Origin of the sequence: Enterobacter sp. BIDMC 30 (assembly GCF_000534355.1) — a bacterium.
Taxonomy (GTDB): Bacteria; Pseudomonadota; Gammaproteobacteria; order Enterobacterales; family Enterobacteriaceae; genus Enterobacter; species Enterobacter ludwigii.
Window position 1 is genome coordinate 1,509,628 of the sequence record NZ_KI973169.1, and the last position, 17,722, is coordinate 1,527,349.

General features: G+C 57.2%; 14 protein-coding genes. 10 read left to right on the forward strand and 4 right to left on the reverse strand.

From position 1 onward, the window contains the following. The first annotated feature begins 264 nt into the window (after positions 1 to 264). From L466_RS15095 to L466_RS15085, 3 genes are all read left to right on the forward strand, one after another. A complete protein-coding gene (locus tag L466_RS15095) occupies positions 265 to 1,806 on the forward strand; it encodes a peptide MFS transporter (RefSeq protein WP_025203468.1) in 1,542 nt (513 codons plus the stop codon). A gap of 65 nt (positions 1,807 to 1,871) precedes the next feature. Further along, positions 1,872 to 2,906, forward strand: a complete 1,035-nt coding sequence (locus L466_RS15090) for a Gfo/Idh/MocA family oxidoreductase (protein WP_032680492.1) — start codon at positions 1,872 to 1,874, stop codon at positions 2,904 to 2,906. 52 nt (positions 2,907 to 2,958) lie between these two features. Beyond that, positions 2,959 to 3,180, forward strand: coding sequence for a zinc ribbon domain-containing protein (locus L466_RS15085; RefSeq protein ID WP_025203470.1), 222 nt, complete (start codon positions 2,959 to 2,961; stop codon positions 3,178 to 3,180). Here L466_RS15085 and L466_RS15080 read toward each other — a convergent pair. The 3 genes from L466_RS15080 to xseA all read right to left on the reverse strand — a co-directional run bounded on the left by L466_RS15080 (position 3,177) and on the right by xseA (position 5,993). Continuing rightward, positions 3,177 to 3,527: a protealysin inhibitor emfourin gene (locus L466_RS15080; RefSeq protein WP_032678683.1), complete on the reverse strand. Its 351-nt coding sequence runs from the start codon at positions 3,525 to 3,527 to the stop codon at positions 3,177 to 3,179. The genes L466_RS15085 and L466_RS15080 overlap by 4 nt on opposite strands. Further along, positions 3,528 to 4,547, reverse strand: coding sequence for a M4 family metallopeptidase (locus L466_RS15075; RefSeq protein ID WP_014171157.1), 1,020 nt, complete (start codon positions 4,545 to 4,547; stop codon positions 3,528 to 3,530). It lies immediately after the preceding gene. Between the two features lie 72 nt (positions 4,548 to 4,619). After that, positions 4,620 to 5,993 carry an exodeoxyribonuclease VII large subunit gene (xseA, locus tag L466_RS15070; protein WP_014171156.1) on the reverse strand — a complete coding sequence of 458 codons (1,374 nt, stop codon included), beginning with the start codon at positions 5,991 to 5,993 and terminating at the stop codon, positions 4,620 to 4,622. A gap of 162 nt (positions 5,994 to 6,155) precedes the next feature. Here xseA and guaB point away from each other — a divergent pair, with 162 nt between their 5' ends. Together guaB and guaA are read left to right on the forward strand one after the other, a co-directional pair. Further along, positions 6,156 to 7,622, forward strand: coding sequence for an IMP dehydrogenase (gene guaB / locus L466_RS15065; RefSeq protein WP_020883040.1), 1,467 nt, complete (start codon positions 6,156 to 6,158; stop codon positions 7,620 to 7,622). A 67-nt stretch (positions 7,623 to 7,689) separates the two neighbouring features. After that, the gene (gene guaA, locus L466_RS15060) at positions 7,690 to 9,267 is read left to right on the forward strand and encodes a glutamine-hydrolyzing GMP synthase (RefSeq protein ID WP_014171154.1); all 1,578 of its coding nucleotides are present in this window, start codon (positions 7,690 to 7,692) and stop codon (positions 9,265 to 9,267) included. 57 nt (positions 9,268 to 9,324) lie between these two features. On the opposite strand, the gene L466_RS15055 is transcribed toward guaA, so the two are convergent. Beyond that, positions 9,325 to 10,155, reverse strand: coding sequence for a MurR/RpiR family transcriptional regulator (locus tag L466_RS15055; RefSeq protein WP_032680493.1), 831 nt, complete (start codon positions 10,153 to 10,155; stop codon positions 9,325 to 9,327). Positions 10,156 to 10,433: 278 nt separating this feature from the next. Here L466_RS15055 and L466_RS15050 point away from each other — a divergent pair, with 278 nt between their 5' ends. The 5 genes from L466_RS15050 (at position 10,434) to L466_RS15030 (ending at position 17,716) form a co-directional block, all read left to right on the forward strand. Further along, positions 10,434 to 11,939: a CoA-acylating methylmalonate-semialdehyde dehydrogenase gene (locus tag L466_RS15050; protein WP_014171152.1), complete on the forward strand. Its 1,506-nt coding sequence runs from the start codon at positions 10,434 to 10,436 to the stop codon at positions 11,937 to 11,939. An 11-nt stretch (positions 11,940 to 11,950) separates the two neighbouring features. Then, positions 11,951 to 13,876 carry a 3D-(3,5/4)-trihydroxycyclohexane-1,2-dione acylhydrolase (decyclizing) gene (gene iolD / locus L466_RS15045; protein WP_032680494.1) on the forward strand — a complete coding sequence of 642 codons (1,926 nt, stop codon included), beginning with the start codon at positions 11,951 to 11,953 and terminating at the stop codon, positions 13,874 to 13,876. Positions 13,877 to 14,166: 290 nt separating this feature from the next. Beyond that, positions 14,167 to 15,153 (forward strand): inositol 2-dehydrogenase, encoded by a 987-nt coding sequence (gene iolG, locus L466_RS15040; RefSeq protein ID WP_025203474.1) that lies wholly within the window; start codon positions 14,167 to 14,169, stop codon positions 15,151 to 15,153. A 31-nt stretch (positions 15,154 to 15,184) separates the two neighbouring features. Continuing rightward, complete coding sequence (locus L466_RS15035; protein ID WP_020883045.1) at positions 15,185 to 16,114, forward strand: sugar ABC transporter substrate-binding protein; 930 nt, start codon at positions 15,185 to 15,187, stop codon at positions 16,112 to 16,114. A 54-nt stretch (positions 16,115 to 16,168) separates the two neighbouring features. Next, complete coding sequence (locus tag L466_RS15030) at positions 16,169 to 17,716, forward strand: sugar ABC transporter ATP-binding protein (RefSeq protein WP_014171148.1); 1,548 nt, start codon at positions 16,169 to 16,171, stop codon at positions 17,714 to 17,716. Positions 17,717 to 17,722 lie beyond the last annotated feature (6 nt).

Here is a 17,722-nt window from a genome sequence, read left to right on the forward strand (position 1 = left end):
GGCTTTTTTTCGCCCACTCATACCGCCAGTCCTCTCTGTGTGATGTCAATCACTATTCACTTTTAACCAAGTTTAAATCTAAGAAAGTAGACAATCATCGAATTTTCATCTTAAAGTCCAGGGTCCGGTACTAGACAAAACTAGCGACTGGTTATCAAATGGTTAACTAACTTTTCGCCGCATGTAAAAAATCGGTCAGATACGTAACTGGCCGGCGTACATGCTGGTGTTTACAAGCACGACACATACCTTCCTGGGAGAATTATGCAATCCTCTGTTAATCAAAAAGAAAGCCGAACGTTCTTCGGCCATCCTTATCCGCTCGGTTCGCTGTTCTTTACCGAGATGTGGGAACGTTTCTCGTTTTACGGCATTCGCCCATTACTGATCCTGTTTATGGCCGCCACCGTGTATGACGGCGGGATGGGGCTGGCACGTGAAAACGCGTCGGCAATTGTGGGCATCTTTGCCGGCACCATGTACCTGGCCGCACTGCCGGGGGGCTGGCTGGCGGATAACTGGCTCGGCCAGCAGAAAGCCGTCTGGTACGGATCCATCCTGATTGCGCTCGGCCACCTGTCGATTGCGCTTTCGGCCATCATGGGCGATAACCTGTTCTTTATCGGCCTGATGTTCATCGTGCTCGGTTCTGGTCTGTTTAAGACCTGTATCTCGGTCATGGTGGGGACGCTGTACAAAAAAGGCGATGCGCGTCGTGACGGTGGTTTCTCGCTGTTCTACATGGGCATCAACATGGGCTCGTTTATCGCGCCGTTGATTTCCGGCTGGCTGATTAAATCTCACGGCTGGCACTGGGGCTTCGGCATTGGTGGCATCGGGATGCTGGTTGCCCTGATCATCTTCCGCGTGTTTGCCGTTCCGGCAATGAAACGCTATGACAGCGAAGTGGGGCTGGACTCGACCTGGAACAGCCCGGTGGTGAAAAGAAACGGCGTAGGCGCATGGTTGCTGGCGCTGGCTGTGGGTGTAGCTGTTATCGTTACGCTGATTGCGCAGGGTGTGATTGTGATTAACCCGGTTGCGGTAGCCAGCGTGCTGGTTTACGTGATTGCGGCGTCCGTTGCCCTCTACTTTATCTACCTGTTCCTTTTTGCGGGCCTGAATCGTAAAGAGCGTGCCAGACTTCTGGTCTGTTTTATTCTGCTGGTCTCCGCCGCGTTCTTCTGGTCCGCCTTCGAGCAGAAGCCAACGTCATTCAACCTCTTTGCCAACGACTACACTAACCGCATGATCGGTGATTTCGAAATCCCGGCGGTATGGTTCCAGTCGATTAACGCCCTGTTCATCATCCTGCTGGCACCGGTATTCAGCTGGGCATGGCCGAAACTTGCCAGCATGAACATTCGTCCGAGCAGTATCACCAAGTTTGTTATTGGTATTTTGTGTGCCGCCGCAGGCTTTGGTCTGATGATGCTGGCTGCGCAGAACGTACTGAATAACGGTGGCGCGGGCGTGTCGCCATTCTGGCTGGTGGGCAGCATTTTGATGCTGACGCTGGGGGAACTGTGCCTGAGCCCGATTGGTCTGGCGACCATGACGCTGCTGGCACCGGAAAGAATGCGTGGGCAGATGATGGGCCTGTGGTTCTGCGCAAGTGCGCTGGGCAACCTGGCGGCAGGTCTGATTGGCGGTCACGTGAAGGCCGACCAGCTGGATATGCTGCCGGATCTCTTCGCACGTTGCTCCATCGCGCTGCTGATTTGTGCCGCGGTGCTGATCGTCCTCATTGTTCCGGTACGTCGCATGCTGGAAAATGCGCAGACTAAACCGGCCGCTAACGCCTGATAACGCCTTGCTCGTCAATACCGGGGCAGGCGTTTGCCCCGGTAATTTACTCGACGAGGTAGAAGATGCTGTTAGGGTTTGTTGGTCTTGGCGCGGTGGTGGAAACCGCGTACTTACCCGCATTACACAATCTGTATGGCGATTCACTGCACTGCCTGGGGTTTGATGTTCAGCCTGGCAGACACCCTGAAGGCGTAACGCGCTGCGCCTCTCTCACCGAACTTCTCTCACATCCTCTTGATACCCTGTTTATTACCACGGCTTCTCTGCAGCATCTTGAGGTGCTGGAGCACGCCCTGGCGTCTCCTGTGGCGCGGATCGTGGTTGAAAAACCCATCGTCGCTACGCTCGCGCAGCTCGAAAAACTGAACAGGCTGCTGGCGTTGCCCGGTGCGGCGTCCCGTGTGCTCGCACTTGACCACTGGATGGCGCGCCTCGCAACGGTTCAGCTTGGGCTGATCGGGACTTTTGCTGATATCGCCAGAATTGACGGTTTTTTGCAGGAACCGAGCGGGTTTAACGCAAAAGGAGAACCTGTCGCGCTTAACTTCGCCACGGGTGAAGTGGACACCCGCACGCTTCGCCATCCTGACGGCGTTATCCTGGACATCGGCACGCATGTGCTGGCGATGCTGCGTGAAACGGTGCGTTATCTGGGGGGCGGGGATGATATGACGCTGCAGGTGGTTGCCGCTACTGACCGGCTTGGGCGTGAGATCAAACAGGGCGATCTCACCACGGCAGAGGGCAGCGCTCATCTTCGCGGGCAGCTTAGTGGCATTCCGGTGGAGATTTGGCTCAACAAATATGCGGGACCGTCAGGCGGGCAAAAAGGGTTACGGCTGTATCTGCATGACGGGCGCGTCATAAGCCACGATCGTCACGGAGCAGAAGATGTGCTCGTGCTGACGGACGGCGATCGGGTTCAGCGCTGGCATATTCCAGGCACGATTTATATGCACTGCCTGGCAGAGCGCATTCTGGGGCAGAAAAGTCTGTTCGAATGTGACCCGGAAGAAGTGAGCCGGACGACACGCCGTCGAATGGCGGAAGTAGAACTGCTGCTGACCTTACAGCAACAGCTGCGTGGCCCGCACTGAGTGCTGCGTGTTAATATCAACGTATTACAGAATGCCCAGCAAAGGAGTCATCATGTCGATTACCTGCCCGGATTGCCACGCAGAGCTTGAAGTGCAAAATGGCGTCGCCCACTGTGAGCACTGCGATAAGGATATCGCGCTCGAAGCCCGCTGCCCGGAGTGTCATCAGCCACTCCAGGTCTTAAAAGCCTGCGGTGCGGTGGATTATTTCTGCCAGAACGGCCACGGCCTGATTTCGAAAAAGCGCGTGGAGTTTGTCCCGGCTGAGGCTTAATCACACACGCAGCCTTCGCCTTTCTGCCACAGCTCGACCAGCGACTCAGGGGCTTCCTGCTCAGGCACCAGCACAATCATATCGGTGTACTGGGCCTGATTGTGCTGAGTCCAGATTATCTGGATGCGAAAATAACGCTGATCGCCACTCCCCGGCGAGGTGGGTTCACCCGGCGGCTGGCCGCGTGGAAATGCCTGCTCCAGGATGTTTACCACGCGCTGACGCTGGGCCTCGTTGAGTGACGAAAGCGTAATGGTGCGTTGGCCGCTTAGCTTAGGAATAAAAGCGACGCCGCCTTCCCGGGCCAGCTCAACGACGGCGTCATCTGTGAGTTCCGGAACCTGCATTTACAGCACTCCCACCTGTTCCCAGGCTTGTTTTATCGCAGCCGCCACGTCGCCACCGGACCGTTTCTCGCCGTGGGCAACCGTCAGTTTTGCGAAGGCCTCAAAATCGGCATCTTGCGCCAGGTGACGGTCGCAAACTGTGTCGTACCAGGCATATCCCGCTTTTTCCCAGGCATGACCCCCAATCGCCTTCGCGGCCAGATAAAACGCCCGGTTGGGAATACCTGAATTCAGGTGTACGCCGCCGTTGTCTTCGCGCGTTTTGATAAAGTCTTTCATGTGCCCAGGCTGCGGGTCTTTACCGAGCAGAGGATCGTCATAGGCGGTGCCGGGCGCTGACATGGAGCGCAGCCCTTTGCCGTTAATACCGTCTGCCAGCAGCCCCTCACCAATCAGCCAGTCGGCTTCATCGGCGGTCTGTTTGAGGTGGTACTGTTTGACCAGCGAGCCAAATACATCTGACAATGATTCATTTAGCGCGCCAGACTGCTCAAAATAGATAAGCCCGGCTTCGGTCTCGGTGACACCGTGGCTTAGCTCGTGGGCCACGACGTCAATGGCAATAGTAAAGCGGTTAAATATTTCGCCGTCGCCATCACCAAAGACCATCTGCTGACCATTCCAGAAGGCGTTCTGATATTCCCGGCCATAGTGCACGGTACCGGTCAGGATCAGGCCTTTATTATCAAGCGAATCGCGCTGATACATTTTCCAGAAGAAATCATGGGTGACCCCCAAATAATTGTAGGCTTCATCAACGGCCACATCGCCATTTGACGGCTGGCCCTCATAACGCACCTGGGTACCCGGCAGCTCCTGCGTCTGTCTGGCATCGTAAATATCACGCTCCAGTTGACCGGCTTTATTGACGTGCGGCGCGGCGGGTTTGCCCGGCATATGCGCCATGAGCGTTTGCACATGCGTTAATGTCTGACGGGCGCAGCGCTGCTGCGGCTCAGAGCCACTTTCGATAATGCGACGAAGAATATAGGGGGGAATGACGCTGTGAAGATAAGACATGCTGCTCTCCTTAGTTCGGGCAAGGCCAGATAAAAGGGAATAGCAGCAGTATAGTTTGTAACCGACGAAGAATTATCCGGTTTTTCGCTGGCGCGTTTTTTTCACCGGTTTAATCTCTTTCACTTCGCTCTCCACCCAGCCGTCTGACAGACGGGTGGTGAGAACATCTCCGGCTTTCACCTGCTTCGTTTGCTTCAGCACTTTACCGTCGGTGGCGGTCGTTACGCTATAGCCTCGTGCCAGCGTCGAGAGCGGGCTGACCGCCTCGAGGTGGGTCACGGCGTTGCCAAAGCGTTCACGTGTGGTGCTAAGACGTGCGCGGATAGTGTCTGCCAGTCGATACTCAAGCTGTTGGATACGCGTTTGCGCGCGATAAATCTTTGGCTGTGGGTTCTGCTGGTTCAGGCGCTGAGTAATACGCTGCTGGCGCGAGACCGCGCGCTTGAGCTGAATATCCAGTGCGACGTTCATTCGCTGACGCAGACGCTCCAGCACGGTTTGCTGACGGGCCAGCCGCAATTGCGGATGCTGCTGTTGCAGGCGATGATGAAGCTGGGTAAACCGGCGCGTCCGATTGGCCAGGAAATAGTCCATCGCCATTTCCAGACGCTGCTGACCATTCTGCAGCTGACGCAGCAGCTCCAGTTGATTGCGGCTCACCACTTCCGCGGCTGCGGAGGGCGTTGGCGCGCGTAAATCCGCCACAAAATCAGCTATCGTTACGTCCGTTTCGTGGCCGACGGCGCTGACGACCGGGATCTGGCTTGCGAAAATGGCCCGTGCCACACGTTCGTCGTTAAAGCTCCACAGGTCTTCCAGCGAACCGCCGCCACGCCCGACAATCAGCACGTCGCACTCCTGACGTGCGTTTGCAAGTTCAATGGCGCGGACAATCTGACCCGGTGCGTCATCACCCTGAACAGCGGTCGGGTAGATGATAACGGGCAGGGACGGGTCGCGGCGTTTGAGGACATGAAGAATATCGTGCAGTGCCGCCCCGGTTTTTGACGTAATCACCCCAACGCAGTGGGCAGGTGAGGGGAGCGGTTTTTTGAACTGCTGATCGAACAGACCCTCTTGCGAGAGTTTGTCTTTTAGCTGCTCGTACTTCTGCTGCAATACACCTTCGCCCGCAGGCTGCATACTTTCGACGATGATTTGGTAATCGCCGCGCGGCTCATACAGGGTGATATTGGCACGAACCAGAACCTGCTGACCATGCTGAGGGCGAAACGTCACGCGGCGGTTGCTGTTGCGGAACATTGCACAGCGCACCTGAGCGGTGTCGTCTTTTAATGTGAAGTACCAGTGACCAGATGAAGGCTGCGTGAAGTTAGAGATTTCACCGCTGATCCAGACCTGCCCCATTTCCTGCTCAAGCAGCAAACGAACCGTCTGATTAAGGCGGCTGACAGTAAAAATTGAGGGGGATTGAGTGGATAACATGTGAGCGGGATCAAATTCTAAATCAGCAAGTTATTCAGTCGATAGTAACCTGCTGAGAGGGGAGTGCAAGGTTTTTTTATAAAAAAGTGTGGATGCAATCGGTTACGCTCTGTATAATGCCACGGCAATATTTAACCACCCACCAGGTCAGAGATATTGCCCATGCTACGTATCGCTAAAGAAGCACTGACGTTTGACGACGTCCTCCTCGTTCCCGCTCATTCCACCGTTCTGCCGAATACTGCCGATCTCAGCACGCAGTTGACGAAAACGATTCGCCTGAACATTCCTATGCTCTCTGCGGCAATGGACACCGTGACTGAAGCGCGCCTGGCTATCGCCCTGGCACAGGAAGGTGGCATCGGCTTTATTCATAAAAACATGTCTATCGAGCGTCAGGCTGAAGAAGTTCGCCGCGTGAAGAAACATGAATCCGGCATCGTGTCTGACCCACAGACCGTTCTGCCAACCACCACCCTGCACGAAGTGAAAGCCCTGACCGAACGTAACGGTTTCGCCGGTTACCCGGTTGTCACCGAAGATAACGAACTGGTGGGCATCATCACCGGCCGTGACGTGCGTTTCGTGACTGACCTGAACCAGCCTGTCAGCGTATACATGACCCCGAAAGAGCGTCTGGTAACCGTCCGTGAAGGCGAAACCCGTGACGTCGTGCTGGCTAAAATGCACGAGAAGCGCGTTGAGAAAGCACTGGTTGTAGACGCGAACTTCCACCTGCTGGGCATGATCACCGTTAAAGATTTCCAGAAAGCAGAACGTAAACCTAACGCCTGTAAAGACGAGCATGGCCGTCTGCGCGTAGGTGCTGCCGTTGGCGCGGGTGCAGGTAACGAAGAGCGTGTTGACGCGCTGGTGGCTGCGGGCGTTGACGTACTGCTGATTGACTCCTCTCACGGCCACTCCGAAGGCGTTCTGCAACGTATTCGTGAAACCCGTGCGAAATACCCGGACCTGCAGATCATCGGCGGTAACGTTGCAACGGGCGCAGGCGCTCGCGCACTGGCTGAAGCAGGCTGCAGCGCGGTGAAAGTCGGTATCGGTCCTGGCTCTATTTGTACCACCCGTATCGTGACTGGCGTAGGCGTTCCGCAGATCACCGCGGTATCCGACGCGGTTGAAGCGCTGGAAGGCACCGGTATTCCGGTTATCGCTGACGGCGGTATCCGCTTCTCTGGCGACATCGCGAAAGCGATCGCTGCAGGTGCTGCAGCCGTCATGGTTGGCTCCATGCTGGCCGGTACTGAAGAATCCCCGGGCGAAATCGAACTCTACCAGGGCCGTTCTTACAAATCATACCGTGGTATGGGCTCCCTGGGCGCGATGTCTAAAGGCTCTTCCGACCGTTACTTCCAGAGCGATAACGCCGCTGACAAACTGGTACCGGAAGGTATCGAAGGCCGCGTTGCCTATAAAGGCCGCCTGAAAGAGATCATTCACCAGCAGATGGGCGGCCTGCGCTCCTGTATGGGTCTGACCGGCTGTGGTACCATCGACCTGCTGCGTACTAAAGCGGAATTCGTACGCATCAGCGGTGCGGGTATCCAGGAGAGCCACGTTCACGACGTGACGATCACCAAAGAGTCCCCGAACTACCGTCTGGGCTCCTGATAAATTTCCGCGCCCGGCTCATGCCGGGCGCTCTGTATTTGTTTCACTTGCCTCGGAATTAGCGTCAATGACGGAAAACATTCATAAACATCGCATTCTCATCCTGGACTTTGGTTCTCAGTACACTCAACTGGTGGCACGTCGCGTGCGTGAACTGGGCGTTTACTGTGAACTGTGGGCATGGGATGTCACGGAAGCACAGATTCGCGAATTCAATCCAAGCGGCATCATCCTGTCCGGCGGCCCGGAAAGCACTACCGAAGAGAACAGCCCACGCGCACCGCAGTACGTGTTTGAAGCGGGCGTGCCGGTATTCGGCGTTTGCTACGGTATGCAGACCATGGCCATGCAGCTGGGCGGCCACGTAGAAGGGTCTAACGAGCGTGAGTTTGGCTACGCGCAGGTTGAAGTCGTCACCGACAGCGCGCTGGTTCGCGGTATCGAAGACTCCCTGACCGCAGACGGCAAACCGCTGCTGGACGTGTGGATGAGCCACGGCGACAAAGTCACCGCCATCCCGTCTGACTTTGTGACCGTTGCCAGCACCGATAACTGCCCGTTTGCGATTATGGCGAACGAAGAAAAACGCTTCTACGGTGTGCAGTTCCACCCGGAAGTGACCCACACCCGTCAGGGTATGCGCATGCTGGAACGCTTCGTGCGTGATATCTGCCAGTGTGAAGCACTGTGGACGCCAGCAAAAATCATCGACGACGCCGTTGAGCGTATCCGCCAGCAGGTTGGCAATGACAAAGTGATCCTCGGCCTGTCCGGCGGTGTTGACTCCTCTGTCACCGCGATGCTGCTGCACCGCGCAATTGGCAAAAACCTGACCTGTGTATTCGTGGACAACGGTCTGCTGCGTCTGAACGAAGCGCAGCAGGTTATGGATATGTTCGGCGACCACTTCGGTCTGAACATCATTCACGTGGAAGGCGAGAAGCGCTTCCTCGACGCGCTGGCCGGCGAGAACGATCCGGAAGCGAAACGTAAAATCATCGGTCGCGTCTTCGTTGAAGTGTTCGATGAAGAAGCGCTGAAGCTGGAAGACGTTAAATGGCTGGCGCAGGGCACCATCTACCCTGACGTGATTGAATCTGCGGCTTCCGCAACCGGTAAAGCACACGTTATCAAATCTCACCACAACGTGGGCGGCCTGCCGAAAGAGATGAAGATGGGCCTGGTTGAACCGCTGCGTGAGCTGTTCAAAGATGAAGTACGTAAGATCGGCCTGGAACTGGGTCTGCCATACGACATGCTCTACCGTCACCCGTTCCCGGGTCCTGGTCTGGGCGTGCGTGTGCTGGGCGAAGTGAAGAAAGAGTACTGCGACCTGCTGCGTCGTGCGGACGCTATCTTCATTGAAGAGCTGCACAAAGCTGACCTGTACAACAAAGTGAGCCAGGCGTTCACCGTGTTCCTGCCGGTGCGCTCTGTCGGCGTGATGGGCGATGGCCGTAAGTACGACTGGGTTGTTTCCCTGCGTGCGGTAGAAACCATCGACTTCATGACCGCGCACTGGGCGCACCTGCCGTACGACTTCCTGGGTCGCGTCTCTAACCGCATTATCAACGAAGTGAACGGTATCTCCCGCGTGGTGTATGACATCAGCGGTAAGCCACCGGCTACGATTGAGTGGGAATGATTTTCCCCTGATATCACCCCAAACCCTCTGCTTGCGCAGGGGGTTTTTTATTCTCCGTTACTTCCCACTTCCCAGCCGATATGCCAGCGCTACCACCAGCGACTGCACGAGGCACAGCGTCGCCGACTGCGAGCGAAACGCGTCAACCTGCGCCTCTTTCACCACAAAACAGAGATCGCTGAAGGTGGCCAGCGGGCTTATCTGGCTGTCGGTGATCACAATCTGCCGCGCGCCGACGCTGGCGGCGGTTTCGCTGACCATCACCGTCTCTTCCGCATACGGCGAGAAGCTGATCGATACCACGATGTCCTGCGCCTTGATGCGGTTGATCTGCTCACGCAGCATCCCCCCCATTCCGTCGAGCAGAATAGGGCGGCACTCCAGGTGGCTCAGGGCGTAGGTCAGATAGGCGGCGACGCTAAACGAGCGGCGTAACCCGGCGATATAGATTGTGTCGGCTTCGGCCAGCAACTGCACGGCGCGTTCCAGCATCTCCGGCTCGGCGCGGGCGGCCAGCTGCTGGAGGGCCTGCGCATTTGAACGGGCGAACTCCTGCAGAATATCGAGCGGGGTTTCCGGGACGGCCTGACTTTCCATTTCGCGAAACAGCCGGGCGCGGTCACTGTAGCTGGCGGTCTCTTCCACCAGGTTCATGCGAAACAGCTGTTTCATCTCGTTGAAACCGGTGAAGTCAAAAGCATTGGCAAAACGGATCAGCGTTGACGGCGGCACATCGGCACGCTCGGCAATGACGGCGACCGTATCAAAGGCCACGCTGTTGGTATTATCCAGCACATAGCGGGAGACCTGCTGCAGCCTCTTGCTCAGGCTATCGTAGCGATCGCGGATTTGCTGCTGCAGCTCATTCAGGCTGGTTGCTGTGGTCATTTTACCCCCTATGCATAGTTTTATGATTCTAAACGCAAAACCGCGTCTTTTAAATGCCGGCCGTCCATCTGGCCTCAAAAATGAAACAGAAGCTTCACGCATTTCAACGCCTGAAATGCCTTAATAGCGCAGGCTGCACCGGTGATGGTGGCTGTTAACATAAAAATCCATCCTTGATCACAATAATCATCATTTATTTTATTTCAACTTAAAATGGAATATTTGTTTCATATATAGTGTTCAGGTAACAGTCACGTATCAACAGCGAGAGGTTAAGGATGGAGACGGTAGCGAATTTTATTCACGGCGAGTGTGTCACCGGTTCAGGCCAGCGCGTTCAGGCAATCTTCAACCCGGCCACCGGAGAGCAGATCCGCCAGGTGGTGATGAGTACGGCACAGGAAACCGAACAGGCGATTGCCGCAGCACAGCAGGCTTTTCCTGGCTGGGCGCGCCATTCTCCACTTAAACGCGCACGCGTGATGTTCCGCTTCAAAGCGCTGCTGGAAGAGAACATGGAGCGCCTGGCCCGCATCATCAGCGAAGAGCATGGCAAAGTCTTCTCCGACGCGGTGGGCGAGCTGACCCGCGGCCTGGAAGTGGTGGAGTTTGCCTGTGGCATCCCGCATCTGCAAAAAGGTGAGCACTCCGCTAACGTCGGCACCGGTGTCGACAGCCACTCGTTGATGCAGCCGCTCGGCGTATGTGCCGGGATTACGCCGTTTAATTTCCCTGCAATGGTGCCGATGTGGATGTTCCCGATTGCGCTGGCCACCGGCAACACGTTCGTGCTGAAACCGTCGGAAAAAGATCCCTCTCTGGCGCTCGCGCTGGCAAAACTGCTGAAAGACGCCGGCCTGCCTGACGGCGTGTTTAACGTGGTGCAGGGCGATAAAGAGTCGGTTGACGTGCTGCTGACTGACCCGCGCGTGCAGGCTGTGAGCTTTGTCGGTTCAACGCCGATCGCCCAATACATTTACGAGACCGCCTCCGCCCACGGTAAACGCTGTCAGGCGCTGGGCGGGGCAAAAAACCACTGCATCTTAATGCCGGATGCCGATATGGATATGGCGACGAACGCGATTATGGGCGCAGCCTTCGGCGCGGCGGGAGAACGTTGCATGGCGCTGTCGGTGGTGCTGGCGGTGGGGGATAACACCGCTGATGAACTCTGTTCCCGGCTGGAAAAACAGATTGCCGCGCTGCGCGTCGGACCGGGTCTGGACCAGACGCCAGAGAACGAAATGGGGCCGCTTATCTCCTCGGCACACCGTAACAAAGTGCTGGGCTATATCGACAGCGGGGAAACTCAGGGAGCCCGCCTGCGCGTGGATGGCCGTGGGTTCAGCGTGAAAGGCCACGAGCAGGGCTATTTTGTTGGACCAACGCTGTTCGATAACGTCACGCCGGAGATGACCATTTATAAAGAAGAGATTTTCGGGCCGGTACTTTCTGTGGTGCGTGTTGCAGATTACAGCAGCGCGGTGGACCTGATTAACCGGCATGAATATGGTAATGGCTCGGCAATATTTACCCGTGACGGTGGCTGCGCGCGCCGCTTCTGCGAAGAGGTGCAGGCAGGGATGGTTGGGGTGAACGTGCCGATCCCGGTGCCGATGGCGTTCCACAGTTTTGGTGGCTGGAAGCGTTCGATCTTTGGTGCGCTGAATGTCCACGGCAACGACGGCGTGCGTTTCTACACCCGAATGAAAACCATCACCGCACGCTGGCCGGAAATGCAGCAGGAGACTGGCGCTGCGTTCTCCATGCCGACGCTGGGCTGACAGGAGGTTTTATGCAAACCGAACGTATGACCATGGCTCAGGCCCTGGTCAGATTCCTTAATCAACAGTATGTCTCCATTGATGGACACGAAACGCCCTTCGTGGAGGGCGTGGCGACCATTTTTGGTCACGGCAACGTGCTGGGTATCGGCCAGGCACTGGAGCAGGATCCTGGCCACCTGCAGGTGATGCAGGGGTGTAACGAACAGGGCATCGCCCATATGGCGACCGGATTCGCCAAACAGCATCGCCGTCGGCGCATTTTTGCCGTCACCTCATCCGTCGGGCCCGGCGCGGCTAATATGGTGACGGCCGCGGCGACCGCCACCGCGAACCGCATTCCGCTCCTGCTGTTACCAGGGGATATCTATGCCAGCCGCCAGCCCGATCCGGTTTTGCAGCAAATCGAGCAGTACCACGATCTCAGTATCAGCACCAACGACTGCTTCCGTCCCGTTTCACGCTACTGGGACCGCATTAACCGTCCGGAACAGTTAATGAGCGCGATGTTAAATGCGATGCGAACGCTTACTGACCCCGCAGCGACGGGGGCAGTGACCATTTGCCTGCCGCAGGACGTACAGGGCGAAGCCTGGGATTATCCCCTGAGCTTCTTTGCGCGTCGCGTGCATCACATTGAACGCCGTCCGCCTGACCCCCAGCGTCTGGCCCAGGCACAGGCGTTGATTGCCCGTAAACACCGTCCGCTGGTGGTGTGTGGCGGGGGCGTGCGTTATTCCGGCGCGCATGAGGCATTTCGGGAATTTGTCGAGACGCTGCAACTGCCGTTTGCCGAAACCCAGGCCGGAAAGGGGGCGCTGGTAAGCGATCACCCCCTTAATCTGGGGGGGATCGGTGTGACGGGCGGAATGGCCGCTAACCAGCTTGCACCCAGGGCGGATTTGGTGATTGGCATCGGCACGCGCCTGACGGACTTTACCACCGGCTCCAAAGCGCTCTTTTCCCATCCGGACGTCGAGTTCCTGCTTTTGAACGTCGCCGAATTTGATGCCCTGAAACTGGATGCCACGGCGCTGATTGCCGATGCGCAAACCGGGCTGCATGCTTTAACGCAGGCGCTCCCGGCGTACCGAAGCCACTGGGGAGAGGAGATTGCTCAGGTGAAATCTGCCTGGCATGCGGAGTGCCAGCGCTTATGGGGCCGTCAGTGGCATCCCGACGATGCGCCTGAAGTGGCAGGGCACCTTGATGCGCAGTTGGCGGAATACGGTGAGGCGCTCAACACCCGTCTGACCCAGACGCGGGTGCTGGGGCTTATCAATCAACATATCGAAGATAACGCCATCGTCGTGGGCGCGGCCGGATCGCTGCCCGGAGATTTACAGCGCCTCTGGCAGGTGAAGACGCCGGACAGTTACCACCTGGAGTACGGCTACTCCTGCATGGGGTATGAGATTGCCGCGGCGATAGGCGCGAAGCTTGCCAGCCCGCATCAGCCGGTTTACGCCATGGTGGGGGATGGCTCCTACATGATGCTGCACTCCGAGCTACAAACCGCGGTGCAGGAGGGGATCAACGTCACCGTTTTGCTGTTTGATAACGCCAGCTTCGGCTGCATTAATAACCTGCAGATGGGGCACGGGATGGGGAGCTTCGGTACGGAAAACCGTCATCGAAACCCAGATTCAGGCCGGCTTGACGGGCCGCTGGTAAAAGTCGATTTCGCCCAGAACGCGGAAAGCTACGGCTGTCGCGCGTGGCGGGTCCACGACGAGCAGAGTCTGCTGGCGGCGCTGGAGGCGTCGCGGGCGCATCCTGGCCCAACGCTGCTGGATATCAAAGTGCTGCCAAAAACCATGACCCATGATTACGCGTCATGGTGGCGAACCGGTGATGCGCAGGTCGCGGGATCGTCTGCGGTGCGCAAAGCCGCCGAGCAAACCCAGGCGCAGCTGAAAAAAGCACGCCAGTATTAAGTATTTCCCGCCATAACGAAATTTTCATTTCATTTTTCACTGCCTTCATTCTCACCCTCTCCCGCCACGGGAGAGGGCACACCTGTCGCCATTTTGTCTCCTGTGTTCCTGTGGCAAGTGCATCACGGAGCGGCTGCAATGTTGTGATATTGATAACAAAATTTATCTCAATCATCTCAAAAGTGTTAACCTGCACTCAAAAATATAATTTTCACTATTTATAAAAATGAAATAAATGTTTTATTTAAGGGGTCGTTAGTTCACAGCATTCACCAACACCGGGAGCCGTTATGTTTAACATTGCTTTACTGGGCGCTGGCCGAATTGGCCAGGTACATGCAGCTAACATCGCCAGCCACAGTGAGACCACGCTCTGGTCTGTGGTCGACCCGAATCAGGAATTTGCCACCCGCCTCGCCACGCAATATCAGGCTCGTCTGCAGAGCCTGGAGGACGCGATGAGCGACCCAAACGTTCATGCCGTGCTGATCGCGTCTGCGACGGATACCCACGCGGATCTGATTGAGATGGCCGCCCGCCACGGCAAAGCGATCTTCTGTGAAAAGCCGGTACACCTGGATCTTGCCCGCGTGCGCGACTGCCTGAAAGTGGTTAACGAGTACAACGTACCGCTGTTTATCGGTTTTAACCGCCGCTTTGACCCGCAGTTTCGCCGGGTCAAAACCGAGGTGCAGGCCGGGCGGATCGGCAAGCCCGAATCGCTGCTGATTATCTCCCGCGACCCGTCCCCGCCACCGGCGCAATATGTGCGCGTTTCCGGCGGTATGTTCCGCGACATGACCATTCACGATTTTGATATGGCGCGCTTCATCATGGGCGAAGAGCCGGTGTCGGTGTATGCCCAGGGCAGCAATCTGGTGGATCCGGCGATTGGCGAGGCGGGGGATATCGATACCGCGTTTATCGTACTGAAGTATGCCTCCGGCGCGATGGCGACCATCGTCAACAGCCGCCGCTCTTCTTACGGCTACGACCAGCGCCTGGAGCTGCACGGCTCAGAAGGCCTGCTGTGTGCGGGCAATATTCTTGAAAATCAGGTGCAGCACTACGGCAAACAGGGCTGCACCGGCGCGCTGCCGGAACACTTCTTCCTGCAGCGCTACAAATCCGCTTACGCCGCGGAATGGGAACACTTTGTTGCGGTGCTGCGCGGCGAAGCGACGCCTGACTGTAGCGGCGATGATGGTGAACGTGCGCTGTACCTGGCGGATAAAGCGCTGGAATCCCTGCGTAGCCAGCGTGAGATCGTCCTCTAAACACAACCACCCTACACAGAGAGACATAATAATGAAAAAACTGATCTTAGCCGCCCTCATCGCCATGACCGCCGGGGCAGCAATGGCCGAAAACGAGCAAATAGTTTTCAGTACACCAAACCTGGCGATGCCGTTTGAAGTTCACATGCAGCGTACCGCGGTAAAAGCCGCAAAAGAGATGGGCGTAAAGCTTCAGGTACTGGACGGGCAGGGCAGCTCGCCGAAACAGGTCGCTGACCTGGAAAACGCCATCACCCGTGGTGCGCAGGGGTTCATCGTCTCCCCGAATGACGTCAATGCCGTCTCCAGCGCGGTGGATGAAATTCAGGATGCGAATCTGCCCGTTGTGACGCTTGACCGCTCCGTCGACAGCCAGAAGAAGGTGCCGCATTTTGGTGCCAACAACTACAAAGGCGGCCAGGCGATTGGCGACTTCGTTAAAAGCAAATTCCCCAACGGGGCAGACATTATTCTGCTCACCGGCCAGCCAGGTTCCTCCTCCAACATTGAACGTACCAAAGGGATCCGCGACAGCCTGAAGGCGGGCGGGGACAAGTACAAGATCGTTGCCGATCAGACCGGCAACTGGATGCGTTCTGAAGGGATGCGCATTGTGGAAAGCGTTCTGCCGTCACTGCCGAAACGCCCACAGGTGATCCTCTCCGCCAATGACGACATGGCACTGGGCGCAATTGAAGCGCTGCAGGGCCAGGGCGTGAAGCCAGGCGAAATTCTGGTGACCGGATTTGACGCGGTCCCTGAGGCGCTGGCGCGCGTGCGCGACGGCTGGCTGGCGGTCACGGCGGATCAGCGCCCGGGCTTCGCGGTACAAACGGCGATGAGCCAGCTGGTGGCCAACGTGCGTGAGAAGAAAGCCATCACCGGCGCGGACTACCCGCCAACGCTTATCACCAAAGAAAATCTGCAGCAGGCTGAGCGCATCAGTGAGGCCGGTAACTGATTTATCCGGAGCCGCCGCGCAGGTGGCGGCTCACTATTAAGGAGGAGCAGACCGATGTCGCAACCCTTACTGAAAGTGACCGACCTGGCAAAAAGCTTTTCTGGCGTCTGGGCGCTGAGCAGCGCACAGCTCACCGTCGGTGCCGGGGAGATCCACGCGCTGCTGGGTGAGAACGGAGCGGGGAAATCCACGCTGCTGAAAGCCCTGGCGGGCGCACAGCCGCAAACGCGCGGGGATATCTGGTTCAACGGCGACACGCTGCCGGTGGACGATTCACCGGTTGAGCGGCAGAACAAGGGCATTATCACTATCTATCAGGAATTTAACCTGCTGCCCAATATGACCGTCGCGGAAAACATGTTTCTCGGGCGCGAGCCGCGTAAACGTAACCTGATTGTCGACGAAAAAGCGGTGAACCAGGAGGCGCAGGTGATACTCGATTATCTGCAGTTGAACGTTGCGCCAACCACGCCTGTCGCCCGTCTGAGCGTAGCCCAGCAGCAGATGGTCGAGATTGCCCGGGCGCTGACGCTGAACGCCAGGCTGATCATCATGGATGAACCCTCCGCGGCGCTGAGCGACAGCGAGGTGGAAAGCCTGCACCGCGTGGTGCGCGAGCTGAAAAACCGGGGGGTGAGCATTATTTACGTTACCCACCGACTGCACGAAGTTTTCCAGCTTTGCGATCGCTTTACCGTTTTCCAGGACGGCCGTTTCACCGGCAGTGGCGCCGTGGCGCAAACCAATGTCGAGCAGCTGATCCGTCTGATGGTGGGGCGTGACGTGGCCTTTAATCGTCGTCCCGCCAGCGAAACCCATCATGAAAACAAGCCGGTCCGTCTGGCAGTAAAAGGGCTAAGCCGCGAAAAACCGCCGCTGGATCCGCACGGCATTGCCCTGCATGACATCAGCTTCCATGTCCACGCCGGAGAAGTACTGGGCATTGCCGGCCTGGTGGGGGCAGGGCGCACCGAAGTGGCGCGCTGCCTGTTCGGGGCGGATGCCTTTACCTCGGGCAGCTTTGAACTGGACGGCGTCCCGTATCAACCGCGCGACCCAATGTACGCCCTTGAGCAGGGCATCGCGCTGGTCCCGGAAGATCGCAAGAAAGAGGGGGCGGTGCTGGGGTTATCGATTCGCGACAACCTGTCGCTCTCCAGTCTCTCTTCTCTGATGCAGTGGCGCTGGTTTGTGAATACCCGCAAAGAGGACGATCTGATTGAGTCCTACCGCAAGGCGCTGCAGATCAAAATGGTCAACAGCGCGCAGGAGGTGCGCAAGCTCTCCGGCGGTAACCAGCAGAAAGTTATCCTGGCGCGCTGCATGGCGCTGAACCCTCGGGTGCTGATTGTCGATGAGCCGACGCGCGGTATTGACGTGGGCACCAAGTCGGAAGTGCACCAGGTGCTGTTTGATATGGCCAAACAGGGCGTGGCGGTGATCGTGATCTCCTCCGATCTGCCTGAAGTGATGGCGGTATCCGATCGGATCATCACGCTCAGTGAAGGCCGGGTGACCGGTGAGATCCACGGCGACGACGCTAACGAAGAGCGGCTGATGACGATGATGGCCATCAACCACAACGCCCTCAACGCGGCATAACGGAGT

Coding starts and splice junctions, on each gene's coding strand:
- L466_RS15055 (WP_032680493.1), bottom strand. CDS start 10,155: ATGACCACAGCAACCAGCCTGAATGAGCTGCAGCAGCAAATCCGCGAT.
- L466_RS15075 (WP_014171157.1), bottom strand. CDS start 4,547: ATGTCTTATCTTCACAGCGTCATTCCCCCCTATATTCTTCGTCGCATT.
- L466_RS15080 (WP_032678683.1), bottom strand. CDS start 3,527: ATGCAGGTTCCGGAACTCACAGATGACGCCGTCGTTGAGCTGGCCCGG.
- iolD (WP_032680494.1), top strand. CDS start 11,951: ATGCAAACCGAACGTATGACCATGGCTCAGGCCCTGGTCAGATTCCTT.
- L466_RS15095 (WP_025203468.1), top strand. CDS start 265: ATGCAATCCTCTGTTAATCAAAAAGAAAGCCGAACGTTCTTCGGCCAT.
- iolG (WP_025203474.1), top strand. CDS start 14,167: ATGTTTAACATTGCTTTACTGGGCGCTGGCCGAATTGGCCAGGTACAT.
- L466_RS15035 (WP_020883045.1), top strand. CDS start 15,185: ATGAAAAAACTGATCTTAGCCGCCCTCATCGCCATGACCGCCGGGGCA.
- L466_RS15050 (WP_014171152.1), top strand. CDS start 10,434: ATGGAGACGGTAGCGAATTTTATTCACGGCGAGTGTGTCACCGGTTCA.
- L466_RS15085 (WP_025203470.1), top strand. CDS start 2,959: ATGTCGATTACCTGCCCGGATTGCCACGCAGAGCTTGAAGTGCAAAAT.
- guaB (WP_020883040.1), top strand. CDS start 6,156: ATGCTACGTATCGCTAAAGAAGCACTGACGTTTGACGACGTCCTCCTC.
- xseA (WP_014171156.1), bottom strand. CDS start 5,993: ATGTTATCCACTCAATCCCCCTCAATTTTTACTGTCAGCCGCCTTAAT.
- guaA (WP_014171154.1), top strand. CDS start 7,690: ATGACGGAAAACATTCATAAACATCGCATTCTCATCCTGGACTTTGGT.
- L466_RS15030 (WP_014171148.1), top strand. CDS start 16,169: ATGTCGCAACCCTTACTGAAAGTGACCGACCTGGCAAAAAGCTTTTCT.
- L466_RS15090 (WP_032680492.1), top strand. CDS start 1,872: ATGCTGTTAGGGTTTGTTGGTCTTGGCGCGGTGGTGGAAACCGCGTAC.